The organism is Paenibacillus rhizoryzae (assembly GCF_059686995.1).
The window spans coordinates 278,029-290,807 of the sequence record NZ_JCAALT010000008.1 but is presented as its reverse complement, the minus strand read 5'-3'; the positions used below and the strand labels follow the sequence as shown (position 1 = coordinate 290,807).

Sequence of the window (12,779 nt, the reverse complement as noted above, 5' to 3'; positions counted from 1 at the left end):
CCTTACAGATTTGTCAGGTTGGTTGCTTCCTCTTCGGACCGAAGGTAACATGAGGGAAGAAACCATTGCGGGGAGCGAAGGCTACGTTGAGAATCATGATCGTCGAGGATGACGCGACTATACGGGAGATGATCTGCGAGTCGCTGGACAAGTGGGGGTTTGAGACGGCGGCTATCGTCGATTTCCAAGACGTCATGGGGCGGTTTGCCCGCGAGGAGCCGCATCTTGTGCTGCTCGATATTAATTTGCCGGTCTTCGATGGCTTCTACTGGTGCAGCGAAATCCGCGCCGTGTCGAAGGTGCCTATCCTCTTTATTTCCTCGCGCAATACCCCTATGGATATGATTATGTCCATGAATATGGGCGGGGATGATTTTATTCAGAAGCCGTTTCACCCCGACGTGCTCATTGCTAAGATTAACGCGCTGCTGCGCAGAACGTATACCTACATGGACGCACAAACGAGCGCCATCGAGCATGGCGGCATTGTCCTGAATTTGAAGGACGGAGCCCTGTATCAAGGCGAGCGGAAAGCGGAACTGACGAAGACGGAATTCGTCATTATGAGCCTGCTGATGCGGCAGAAAGGGTCCATCGTCAGCCGAACGAAGCTGATGCGCAGTTTGTGGGAGGACGAGAGCTTCGTTGACGACAATACGCTGACCGTCAATATCGTGAGACTTCGCAAGAAGCTGGCTGAACTCGGCCGAGAAGACTTCATAGCGACCCGGAAAGGGCAGGGGTACATGATCGAATGACCTTTCTCTCTTATTTGAAGGACAAGCGTTATTATTTAAGCTGGTTTGCGGTTGTGCTGCTGTTCGTGACCGTCATGCTGATCGTCAGCGGCAACGGATGGAGTGACGTAGTCTACATCGATGGAAGCTGCCTCGTGTTCGCCATCATCTATGTGGTGGCGGGCTACTATTATCGGCGTTCCTTCTACAGGGAGCTGTCGGAGCTGATCCATAGCGGCGAACTGGAGCGGTTCGAAGCGCTGCCGGATCCGCAAAATGAAGCGCAATCGCTTTACTTCGCGCTTCTTCGCAGCCAGCAGGAGACCTACGTCAAACGTCTTCAGCAGGTGCAGCTGGAGATGAAGGATCATCAGGACTTTGTCATGTCCTGGATCCACGAGGTGAAGCTGCCCATTACCGCAAGCAAGCTGCTGCTGTCGGGCAGTGAGGATAAGCCGGTCGATGAGCTGGTTGATAAGCTGGAGGATGAGATGAACAAAATCGACAGCTACGTCGAACAAGCGCTGTACTATTCGCGGATTGACTCGTTCTCCAAGGATTATTTTATAAACGAGATTGGTATTTCGGCAGTCGTAAAAGGAAGCGTGAAGAAATACGCGAAGCTCTTCATTACGAAGCGCATCCGGTTTCTGCTCGCGCCGAGCGAAGAAATGTTCGTCGCCAGTGACAGCAAGTGGCTGGCGTTCATGATCGATCAGATTATGGCCAATGCGCTGCAGTACACCGCTGAGGGCGGGGAAGTGGCGGCATTCTATGAGGAAGACAGCAGGGAGAGACGGCTGGTCATTCGCGATACCGGGATTGGCATCCGGCCAGAAGAAGTGCATCGCGTGTTCGATAAAGGGTTCACCGGCTCGAATGGGCGCATTCATACGAAGTCGACAGGGATGGGGTTGTATCTGGTCAAGCAGCTGGCCGCGAAGCTCGGGCATGAAGTGTCGATCGCGTCGGAGGAAGGCGTGTATACCGCGGTGACGATTCATTTTCCGAAGTTTCGCAGGTTGGACCGTACTTAAGTAGAGGGCTTCTCGGTAACGGGTCCGCATATTCACAAAAGACTCTCCTGGAGCAACACTTTGGCTGAAAAATGGTGGGATCGCGTAAGGAGTAGCATCCAGGGCAACACATACGCGGAAAAGCGGTGGAATCGAGCAAAGAGTAGCGCCTAGGGCAACACATTGGCTGAAAAGTAGTGAGATTGAGCAAAGAGTAGCTTCCAGAGCAACACATTGGTTGGGAAGCGATGGGATTGAGTAGAGAGTAGCATCCAGAGCAACACAAGTAGCTCCCCCAGAGATCTACATGGCTGAAAAAGCATTGAATATGGAGAAAGAAGCATACCCAGAGATCTACATGGCAGCGAAAGCGGCGAATAAGGTGCAAGAAGCTTGCCCAGAGATCTACATGGTTTAGCAAGTGCAGCAAATACAAACCAAACAAAAAGGCGGATCAGGAATTTAACCTGAACCGCCTTTTTTGCTGTCCAATCAGCCCGAGGCTGGCTCACTCGGAAGTCATGCGTCGATGGCGCTAGGCGATGGGCAATTATCTATTCCCGGCATCTGCCATTCAGGGATATCTATCAAGTGTTGATAGGAGATGGTTTTCATAGATTCGGGGGTATTGTCCAGTACGAGCCATCTGCCTTGTACATATATATACAGTACAGCGCTGCAGTTACGGGCATGCAGAGGAGGAATCTATGAAAATAGCATCGCGAGCAATGGCGTTTCTATTCGGCTCGAAAGGAGAATGAAAGACTAGAGAAACGATTTCTTGAAGAGAGGTAAAGACATGCACGACATAATGGCAATCATTACAGTTTGTACGTTCTTCCTAACCATCGGTTTTATGTTCTGGCGTCCGAACGTGAATGAAGCGATTCCGGCATCGGTTGGTGCGTTTATCGTTATGCTTACGGGTACAGTTTCACTTGGAGACTTAGGGAGTATCACGGAAACGATCTATGGCGCCGCAATTACCATCATAGCGACCATTGTCATGGCTATCGTGCTGGAGAGCTTCGGGTTCTTCAACTGGGCGGCCGAAATCCTAACCCGAAAGGCGCGAGGTTCCGGTATTCGTCTCTTTTGGCTTACGAATTTGTTCTGTTTTCTCATGACACTCTTCGTCAATAATGACGGCAGTATTCTGATTACTACACCGATTCTGTTGATGCTGCTCAAGAATATGGGGCTCAAAAACCATCAGAAAATACCTTATCTCCTCTCAGGTGCTCTGATCGCAACAGCCTCCAGCGCTCCCATCGGGGTAAGCAACATCGTCAATCTGATCGCGCTCAAGATTGTGCATATGGACCTTTACATGCAAACGGCAATGATGTTCGTGCCGGCAATCATTGGGCTGGCGTTCATGTCTCTTCTCTTGTTTGTAATCTTCTACCGAACGCTTCCGAAGAAGCTGCCTGAAATTCAGCCGTGGAAATCGACGCCCGGCAGCCATCCGCTCAAAGGGGACACACCTAAGAAGAGCTACAACGGCAAGTTTATGCGCAATGTGCTTATTTTCGTCTTCTGTGTGCGTATCAGCCTGTTCGTTGCTTCGTATCTCCATTTTCCCGTTGCGGTAATGGCCGTCATCGGATCGGCTTTTCTGCTGGCTTGGCGCTGGATTTATCTCAAAATACCGCCTGTCGATATGTTGAAGAAAACCCCTTGGTATATCTTGATCTTTGCCTTTGGCATGTACGTGATCATTTACGGGCTGCGCAACATCGGATTAACGGAGTGGCTGATTGCTTACTTGCAGCCGCTTGTCACAGGCAGCTTATTGCATGCCAGCGTGCTGATGGGTGTGCTGATGAGCATCATGTCCAACCTGTTTAATAACCATCCGGCTTTAATGGTCGGAACGCTGACTCTAACGAATATGGGTCTGGATCCGCTTACGCTAAAAGTTTCTTATCTGGCCAGCGTTATTGGCAGTGACATCGGTTCGCTTCTGCTGCCGATTGGTACGCTGGCGACCATTATGTGGATGCATATCATCCGAAGAGGCGGTGTGAAATTCAATTGGTCCCAGTATATAAAGATAACTGTACTCGTTATTCCGGTAACGGTGCTGTTCACGCTTGTCCTGTTAACGTACTGGGTAGGTTGGATTTTTTGACCAGACAAGCCAAACCAAATAGAAATGTAAAGGAGGGACTAGCTTGAATCAATTGATACCTTATCTTGCGGAGAAAGTGATTGTGGAGGTGACGGGGAAGCAACAGTTAGCGGGAAAATTAATCGATGTAGGTCCGGATATTTTGGTTCTCTATCATCAAGAGCGGTATATGTATATTCCGACGATCCATGTGCACAATTTGAATCCGGATGCTTCGGACGACAATGCGGATAATCAACAAGGAGAGCCGAGCGCGATGCTGCTCGCCGATTCGATTTCGCTGCTCACCGTGCTGCAGGAAGCGAAGGGCATGTTCGTCGAAATCTGCGTCAGCGGCAGCAAGCCGATGCATGGCTTCCTGCAAGGCATTATGGACGATTATCTGGTGATCTGCTCACCCATCTATAACGCGGTTTATGTTTCGCTGCATCATTTGAAATGGCTTATTCCTTATCCGACTTCTCATCTCCCGTACGCCCGAAGCGCAGATACACCTTCGATGAAGCCGTTGCCGCCCGCTCTATCAAGAAGCTTCGAGGAACGGTGCAAGGAAGAAGAAGGCAACATGGTCGTTATCGATCTTGGCGGACAATCCGCAAAATTGGGCGTCATCAAGAAGGTGAGCGGCGGCATCATCGACTTCATCGGTGCGGGCGGAAGAAGCACATTATTGAATATCCGGCATATCAAATCCATCTATGCGCCGAAGTAATCTTTATCGAAGATTACAAGGCGTTGTCTTGGTGCTCTTCATCGTTTCGAAGCGTTATGTACAAAAAAAAGAAGCCCTCCGAGAGAAGGCCGCAAAGAGATTCATGCACAACATAGCTTATGTAGGATTGCATTGGGGTGCGTGGGTAGTTGGTGGGGATTCACCAAGGCTTGAACAATAATGTTCAAGCCTTTCCTGTGTGACAGGCATTTTCTGGGGCTGTCTCTTATATATTTTAGTATTTAGACGAGAGGTGCTGAAGGGATGCTTCATATTGTCGCCTGCATTAAGCAAGTGCCGGATACGAAAATCATCAAGATGAACCCCAAAACCAACACGATGGATCGTGCCAGCGCGCCGGCGATTCTGAATCCCTATGACGCGCATGCGGTTGAAGAAGCGGTTCGGCTGAAGCAGCGCTACGGGGGAACGGTTTCGGTGCTTACCATGGGTCCGCCGCCGGCTGTCAAAGCGATTCGCAAATGCATCGAGATTGGCGCAGATGAGGGGTATATGATTTCCGACCGGGCTTTCGCCGGAGCGGATACGCTGGCCACGAGTTACGCATTAACGAAAGCGCTTAACAAAATTGCCAAGGAAAAGCCGATCGACCTTATTATCTGCGGGAAGATGACGATAGACGGCGATACCGGCCAAGTGGGACCGGGCATCGCGCGGCGCCTAGACATCCCCCCGCTCACCTCGGTGAAGAAGATCGTCGAGATCGACAAGGAGAAGGGCATCGCGATCCTCCAACGGAAGCTGGAGGACGGTTACGAAGTCATCTCCTCGACGCTTCCATGTCTATTCTCGGTCGAGAAGGACATTAACGAGGTTCCTTACTCGACGATGCCGAACATGCTGCGGGCAGCCAGATATAATCCGTTCATTTGGTCCGTAAATGAGCTGGAGGATGTGGATAAGGCGCAGCTTGGTCTGAAAGGCTCGCCGACGATCGTTTCGTCGGTCTGGGCGCCGCAGAAACCGCAGGGCGGACAAATGCTGGATGGCGCCGCTGCCGAGCAGGTGAACCAGCTGATCGGCGTGCTGCTGGAGAAGAAGGAACTGTTCCAAGCGAAGGGGGAATCGTCATGAGCTTCGAGGAGTACCGCGGGATTTGGGTGTTCATGGAGATCAAGGACGGCGCAATCGTACCCGTGGCGCGGGAGCTGCTGGGCGCGGGCAGGCAGCTGGCGGATAAACGCAAAACCGAGCTGGCCGGCGTTATTATTGGCGATGGGGTGAGCGCGCTTGCACAGGAAGCCATCTATTACGGAGCGGATAAGGTTTATGTCTACGACGCCCCGATTTTCAAGCATTACCGTACCGAAACGTATATGCGGGCGCTCCTCGCCTGTACGGAGAAATACAAGCCCGAGATTATCCTCTATGGCGCAACGTCGACGGGTAAGGACTTGGCAAGCGCTGTCGCCACGGACCTCCCGACAGGCCTTACCGCCGATACTACGCAGCTGGACGTGGAAGAGGACACAGGTCTTCTGCTCGCAAGCCGCCCCGCCTTCGGCGGCAACATCATGGCGACGATTCTATGCAAGAAATACCGGCCGCAAATGGCCACGGTAAGGCCGAAGGTGGTGCGGGCGCTTCCTCGCGACACAACTCGAGAAGGTACGGTTATTGAGGAATCCATCGAGCTGCATGAAGATGATGTGCGGACGAAGGTGCTCGAGATCGTGCGCAATACCGTGCAGACGGTACGGATCGACGAGGCGGATATTATCGTCGCCGGCGGTAAGGGGCTTGGCAGCCCGGCCGGGTTCCAGCTCATCCATGAGTTTGCGGATGTCATCGGCGCGGCAGTCGGTGCAAGCCGGGATGTAGTGGAGGCCGGCTGGGTCGGCCACCATCATCAGGTCGGGCAGACCGGCGTGACGGTGACGCCTAAGATTTATTTTGCCATCGGCATTTCAGGGGCGATTCAACATATTGTGGGCATGCAGAATTCCGGCCTCATTATTGCCATTAACAAGGATCCCGGCGCGCTAATCTTCCAATCCTGCCACTATGGCATCGTAGGTGATGCCTTCGAAATCGTGCCGCTGCTGATCGAGCAGTTCAAGCTTGCGCTTGGGAAGGAGAGTAACTATGCCTGAGAAGTTTGATTGTATCGTCGTAGGCGCGGGGCCTGCCGGAATTGCCTGCGCTTACGAGCTGGCGAAGGCGGGCGTGAAGGTGCTGCTGCTCGAGAGGGGGGAGTATCCCGGCTCGAAGAACGTCATGGGCGGCGTGCTGTATCGGCAGATGATGGAGGATATCATACCGGAGTTCTATAAGGAAGCGCCGGTAGAACGGCCCATCGTGGAGCAGCGCTTCATGATGATGGATAAAGAATCGGCTACAACGTTCGGTTATAAAGGGCTGGAGTGGGCACGCGAGCCCTATAACAATTTCACCGTGCTAAGGGCCAAGTTCGATCAGTGGTTCGCGAGCAAAGCGGTGGAGCAAGGGGCGCTGCTCATCAATGAGACGGTTGTCCTCTCCTGCATTGTTGAGAACGGCAAAGTCGTGGGCGTTCAAACCGACCGCCCGGACGGTCAGCTTTATGCCGACGTTGTCGTGCTCGCCGATGGCGTGAACTCGCTGCTGGCCAAGTCGCTCGGCTTCCACAAAGAGTTTAAACCGGATGAAGTGGCGCTGGCGACGATGGAGATTTTGAAGCTGGATAAGAAGGTCATCGAGGACCGCTTTAACTTGGAGGAAGGGCAGGGCTGCACGATTGAACTGTTCGGCGATGCCACGAAAGGCATTCTCGGCACCGGATTCCTCTACACGAATAAGGATACGCTCAGTCTTGGTGTGGGCACGTTACTTTCGGGCATGATCAAGCATAAGCTAAAGCCTCACCACTTACTCGATTATGTCAAGAATCACCCGATGATCCGTCCGTTTGTGCAAGGCGCGGAGCCGCAGGAGTATCTCGCCCACCTCATTCCGGAGGGCGGCTACTATTCCATGCCGAAGGTGGTCGGCAACGGCGTGCTCGTCGTTGGCGACGCGGCGCAGCTCGTCAATGCCATTCATCGCGAGGGCTCCAATATGGCGATGACGTCAGGACGCCTGGCCGCGGAGACGGTCGTGCTGGCGAAGCAAGCCGGAGATTTCTCGGAGGCGTTCCTCGAACATTACAAGGCATCGCTGATGGGCAGCTTTGTTGGGAAGGACTTGAAGAAGTACAAAGACTCCACGCATCATTTTGACAAATTCCCGCAATTCTTCGAGCAGTACATCCCGATGATGAACCGTGCGGCCAGCCAAATGTTCACGGTAGACGGCACCTCCAAACGGGAGAAACAGAAGAAGATATGGCGGGATATCGGCACGACGAAAGAGAAGGTGAAAATCGCGCGGGATATGTACCGGGCCTGGAAGGTGATGAAGTGAAATGAGCGATCTGGCGAAAGGGCAGTCCATCGAGGAGAAACAGTACTTACTCCGGTTTAATGCGGATACGAAATCGCATTTGACCGTACTCGATGCCGAGGTGTGCATGTCGAGCTGTCCGGACAAAATCTGCACCATTTTCTGTCCAGCCGAGGTGTACAAATGGGAGGAGATCCGCATGCATGTCGGCTATGAAGGCTGTCATGAATGCGGGAGCTGCCGCATCGGCTGTCCGCATCAGAACATCAAGTGGGAATATCCGAAAGGTGGTCACGGAATCGTTTTCAGACTGGGGTGATAACGATGTTCGAGGTCGGAGATTGCGTTGTGTTCTTGCTGGATGGCACGAGAGGTACCGTAATGGAAGCCGGGGAAGGCTTATACCACGTAGCTTGGGAGGATCAGTTCGTAAGCTGGGAGCGGGAAGAGCTGCTGGAGAAGATTCAGCTCCGGAGTTGAAAACGCATACGTAATATATGGTCGCCGCTCTCCTGCTTTGCAGGGAGCGGTTTTTATTTTGCGAGGGTGTGCGAGATGCAGGAACTTTGGCGGTTTTTGTCGAATAATATCTCATCAGCTTGAAAGGGGGCATGTGCATGCTCCGAGCTAAGGGATTTTCGATACGAACCATGGTTAGCGTACTCATCGTTGCATCCGTACTGATTACACTGGGAATCAGTCTGCTAATCAGCTACCGCAATGAGAAGAACTCGCTGATGACGATGAGCTTCCAGCTTAACCATATGTATACGACTAAGATCAGCGAAACGGTCAATGAGCTGTTCGCTTCGATGAAGAAGAACCTCAAGTACAATGCCGAGCATATCGCGAAGGGCGGGCTGGACCGTCCTGACCTGGACGAGCAGGTGAAGCTGATTCTACAAACGAACCCGATGTACAAAGCGGTCGTCGTGGTCGATAAAACCGGCAAAGTGATCAGCATTGCATCGGAAACGGATACAGGGCTCAAGGGCAAAACCATTGAAACGGATGGCGCCAAGCAAGCGCTGAAGGAACGAAAGCCGCTTATTTCGGAGCCTTATATTAGTGCGGCGAATCAATTGATTATTATGGTCAGTCATCCGCTATGGGGGGCTGGCGGTGAATATTTGGGTTACATCGGCGGCACGATCCGTCTGCATGAGACGAATTTGCTGAATACGATTCTTGGTGATGCCGCACAGTCCGGTAACGGTACTTACGCCTACGTGGTCAGTGCCTCCGGCGCGATGCTGTATCATCCGGATAAGAGCCGTATCGGGGAGCGCGATATCGTGAATCCGATCTTCGCAGAGATGCTCTCTGGGCACAGCGGCGTGAAACGGATCGTCAATTCGCGCGGGGTCGATATGCTGGCAAGCTATACCTATATGAAAGAGACCGGTTGGGGCGTGGTCACGCAGACCCCGACAGCTGTCATCTTAACGGCGTCCAAGCGTCCGATTCTCAGGGTTGCGCTTTATATGGCTCCGATTCTGGCGCTCCTGCTGCTGGTCATCTATTGGCTCATTGGTAAAATGTCCGAGCCGCTGACGAAGCTCGCTAATTATGCCTCTGTCGTGTTGACCAACAAATCGGTACGCGATGAGGTGCCGCGCATCCATTCCTGGAACAGCGAAGCCAATGCGATGCACCGGGCGTTCGTACTGGCCGTCAGGCAAATTCGCAGCAGATTCGATCATTTGTCGCAGGAGGCACAAACCGATCCGCTTACCGGACTGTATAATCGGCGCACGATGGACCTCTATATCCGCAGATGGATTGCGGAAGAGATGCCTTTTGTCATCATGGTGCTGGATCTGGACCATTTCAAGCAGGTCAATGACACGTACGGCCATGAAATGGGCGACGAAGTGCTGCGGTTTCTGGCGGCCAACATGCGGGCGCAGTTCGAGGATACCCATATTTGCTGCAGATATGGCGGGGAAGAATTTGTCGTGCTGCTGCCGGAAACGGGGCTGGGGACGGCGATGGTCTACGCACAGAATCTGCGTACCGTCATGGAAGAAACGGACAGTCCCGTTGGAAGGCCTGTCACGCTGTCGATGGGCATCGCACGGTACCCGGACACGGCGCAGGATGCGGCCGTCTTGTTCCGGGACGCGGACGAAGCGCTTTACCGCGCCAAGCATCTGGGCCGCAACCGCGTCGAGACGGCGAACACCGCCGCTCCGGCGCATATGCTCTAGCGGCCATCGGCGGGATAAGCGAAAGAGTAGTACATAGAGCAACACACCAGCGCAAAGTTGATGGAATGAGCGAAAGAGTAGCACATAGAGCAACAAACCGGTGCAAAGTTGATGGAATGAGCGAAAGAGTAGCCCGTAGAGCAACAAACCGGCGCATACGAGCTAATACACCGAAAAGAGCAGCTCTCGGCCGAGAGCTGCTCTTTCTTTTACTACATACCAGCTTACTTCTTCTCTGCTGCCAGCACGCTATCCGGCGAATGGCTGTTCAGGATGCGAAGAATCGTATCCGCCTGCTGCGGCGGATAGTACAGGAAGCCTTGAATGTCATGGCAGTGGTTCTGCTGCAGGAAGAACAGCTGGTCCGTCGTTTCAACGCCTTCAGCGATGATCGTTAGGCCCAGATGGCTTGCCATCAGCATAATCGCGAGAATGATCGCCTCATCCTTCGGCTCCTTGGAGATGCCGTTTACGAAGGAGCGGTCGATCTTGATTTTGTCGATTGGCAGTCGCTTCAGGTAGCTGAGCGAGGAGTAATGCGTCCCGAAATCATCGATGGAAATCGTAATATTGAGATTGCGCAGCTCCTGCAAGGCTACCGCGTTCTCATCCTGCATAGCCAGGTTCTCGGTAATTTCCAGCTCCAGATAGGCGGGATCGAGTCCGGTCTCCGCCAGAATCGATTTAATAAGCTCTGTCAGCTTGTTCCGCTGGTTGAATTGGCGGGCGGACAAGTTCACAGCGACCCGAATAGGCTCAGCGCCGGAGTCCTGCCACACCTTGCTCTGCGCGCACACCGTACGCAGGACCCACTCTCCTATAGGTTCAATCAAGCCGCATTCTTCCGCGATCGGAATAAAAACGGCCGGCGATACTTGCCCGCGTTTCGGATGATTCCACCGGATGAGTGCTTCTAGTCCGATGATTTTTCTCGTCTTAATCTCCAGCTGCGGCTGGTAGTAAATCTCGAATTCTTTATTCTCAAGGGCGCGCCGCAGGCTGTTCTTGATATAAATTTTCTCCTGCACATCGGCATTCAGCGTATCGTCATAAATCCGGTAGTTGTTCTTGCCCTCTTCTTTCGCACGGTACATCGCCGCATCCGCATACTTCATGAGTAGCTCCGCATCTTCGCTATGTTCCGGGAAGACCGTGATGCCGATGCTTGCTGTCACATAATACTCCATCCCCTGCAGGACGAATGGCTGCTGGAACAAGTTCACGACCTGCTGCGCCATATGGTGCAAATGCGCGAGATCCTTCAGAAAGGGCAAAATAATCGTGAATTCATCGCCGCCGATCCGCGAGAACGATTCCCCTTTGGTCAGCAGCATCGTCATTCGCTCGCCGACTTCCTTAAGCAGCAAGTCGCCGTAGGAATGGCCGAGCATGTCGTTGATGAGCTTGAATTGATCCAGATCGATGAAGAGCAGCGCGAAGCGGCGATTCTTATTGCTGGACGATACGATCGTTTCCTCGAGTCGTTCTTGGAAGAAAACCCGGTTCTTGAGCCCGGTTACCGTATCGCGGTAAGCCATTTGACGAAGAGATCGCTCGGTGCCTTCCAGCAGCCGATACTGGGTTCGCAGCTCATCCTCAGTAGCAATGAGTTCCTCGTAGGTTGCTTCCAGCTGCTGATTGGTGCGCGTCAGGTTATTCGTCCGTTCGTTCACCATCACTTGCAGCTTATGTTTCTGGGTCAATTGAATATAAATGAAGTAGATAAGCAGGATCAAGGCCAGGAGGAAAATCGTCTGGATAATTTGGACCTTCGTATCAATCGCGCTTAGCTTCGCTTTATTAGGAAGAGCGGCAATCTCCCAGTTGCCTTCAGCCAGATATACCTTCTCCAGCAGCGGGGACCGATTGTAGAGCCCTGCATCGCCGTTGATCACATCTTTGCCCGCTTTTACAGCCAGGTCAATGCCCTTGTTCACCTTCGTCAGACCGGCCTCTTCCAGAATCGGCGGTACATCGAGTACGATGGAGACGAAACCCCAGAATTCACGTTCTACGAAGATGGACTGTCTGGACAATAGCCCGAGCCCGCCCTGTGTAAGCTCGAATGGACCGACGATCGTCTTGGCGTTCAGATGCTGCGTGCGCAGTGCATTCTTGCGGATATCAGGATTGGAATGGTTAAAGAGATCAAGCCCAATGACGTTCTCATTGCCTTTAAGCGGATAGACGTATTCAGCGATGCCGCCGGGATAGACGGATAAATTGCGAATGCCCTGGATAGGACCGATGAAACTTTTGGCGAAACTGTTAAAATGGTTAGCATCCAGCGTATGCGAGTCCATCAGAGAAGTATCAACAAATGCTTTAAGTCCGTCCGAGAGCAGCAGCCTGCGCTCGAGAGCCAGCGTTAGCGACGAGGCGTTGGCCGACAGCTCCACGGATGCATCGTGATACACTTCATTATGCAGCCAGCGGCTGTAGGCATTGGTGATCCACCAGAAGCAACTGCCAAGAACAAGCGCACTGAGAAGCAGTATAAACCATGTCCTGCGGGGAGTCGTGTACCGCAATTGCGTGTCGTCATTTAAGTTGTACAAGGGTGCAGAACTCCTCTCAAGCAGTAAGGGG

The 12,779-nt window shown here is 52.7% G+C and carries 11 protein-coding genes; 10 read left to right on the top strand and 1 reads right to left on the bottom strand.

The features are described from left to right. Positions 1 to 86: 86 nt before the first annotated feature. From AC6ESO_RS23660 to AC6ESO_RS23615, 10 genes are all read left to right on the top strand, one after another. Positions 87 to 758, top strand: a complete 672-nt coding sequence (locus AC6ESO_RS23660; protein ID WP_497093540.1) for a response regulator transcription factor — start codon at positions 87 to 89, stop codon at positions 756 to 758. Further along, the gene (locus AC6ESO_RS23655) at positions 755 to 1,774 is read left to right on the top strand and encodes a sensor histidine kinase (RefSeq protein ID WP_497093539.1); all 1,020 of its coding nucleotides are present in this window, start codon (positions 755 to 757) and stop codon (positions 1,772 to 1,774) included. Before AC6ESO_RS23660 ends, AC6ESO_RS23655 begins: the two co-directional genes overlap by 4 nt. A 778-nt stretch (positions 1,775 to 2,552) precedes the next feature. Further along, a complete protein-coding gene (locus AC6ESO_RS23650; protein WP_497093538.1) occupies positions 2,553 to 3,887 on the top strand; it encodes an arsenic transporter in 1,335 nt (444 codons plus the stop codon). A gap of 43 nt (positions 3,888 to 3,930) precedes the next feature. After that, complete coding sequence (locus AC6ESO_RS23645) at positions 3,931 to 4,599, top strand: YwrJ family protein (RefSeq protein ID WP_497093537.1); 669 nt, start codon at positions 3,931 to 3,933, stop codon at positions 4,597 to 4,599. 264 nt (positions 4,600 to 4,863) lie between these two features. Beyond that, complete coding sequence (locus AC6ESO_RS23640; RefSeq protein WP_497093536.1) at positions 4,864 to 5,694, top strand: electron transfer flavoprotein subunit beta/FixA family protein; 831 nt, start codon at positions 4,864 to 4,866, stop codon at positions 5,692 to 5,694. Next, complete coding sequence (locus tag AC6ESO_RS23635) at positions 5,691 to 6,713, top strand: FAD-binding protein (RefSeq protein ID WP_494819460.1); 1,023 nt, start codon at positions 5,691 to 5,693, stop codon at positions 6,711 to 6,713. Before AC6ESO_RS23640 ends, AC6ESO_RS23635 begins: the two co-directional genes overlap by 4 nt. Further along, on the top strand, positions 6,706 to 8,001 hold the full coding sequence (locus AC6ESO_RS23630; RefSeq protein WP_494819459.1) for an FAD-dependent oxidoreductase: 1,296 nt from the start codon (positions 6,706 to 6,708) through the stop codon (positions 7,999 to 8,001). Before AC6ESO_RS23635 ends, AC6ESO_RS23630 begins: the two co-directional genes overlap by 8 nt. Before the next feature lies 1 nt (position 8,002). Beyond that, positions 8,003 to 8,299: a ferredoxin family protein gene (locus tag AC6ESO_RS23625; RefSeq protein ID WP_090980218.1), complete on the top strand. Its 297-nt coding sequence runs from the start codon at positions 8,003 to 8,005 to the stop codon at positions 8,297 to 8,299. A 5-nt stretch (positions 8,300 to 8,304) separates the two neighbouring features. Continuing rightward, a complete protein-coding gene (locus AC6ESO_RS23620; protein ID WP_177246116.1) occupies positions 8,305 to 8,460 on the top strand; it encodes a hypothetical protein in 156 nt (51 codons plus the stop codon). Between the two features lie 137 nt (positions 8,461 to 8,597). Continuing rightward, complete coding sequence (locus tag AC6ESO_RS23615) at positions 8,598 to 10,190, top strand: sensor domain-containing diguanylate cyclase (RefSeq protein WP_497093535.1); 1,593 nt, start codon at positions 8,598 to 8,600, stop codon at positions 10,188 to 10,190. Positions 10,191 to 10,414: 224 nt separating this feature from the next. Here the strand turns inward: AC6ESO_RS23615 and AC6ESO_RS23610 are convergent, their stop codons facing one another. Then, positions 10,415 to 12,748: a bifunctional diguanylate cyclase/phosphodiesterase gene (locus AC6ESO_RS23610; protein ID WP_497093534.1), complete on the bottom strand. Its 2,334-nt coding sequence runs from the start codon at positions 12,746 to 12,748 to the stop codon at positions 10,415 to 10,417. Positions 12,749 to 12,779: the final 31 nt, after the last annotated feature.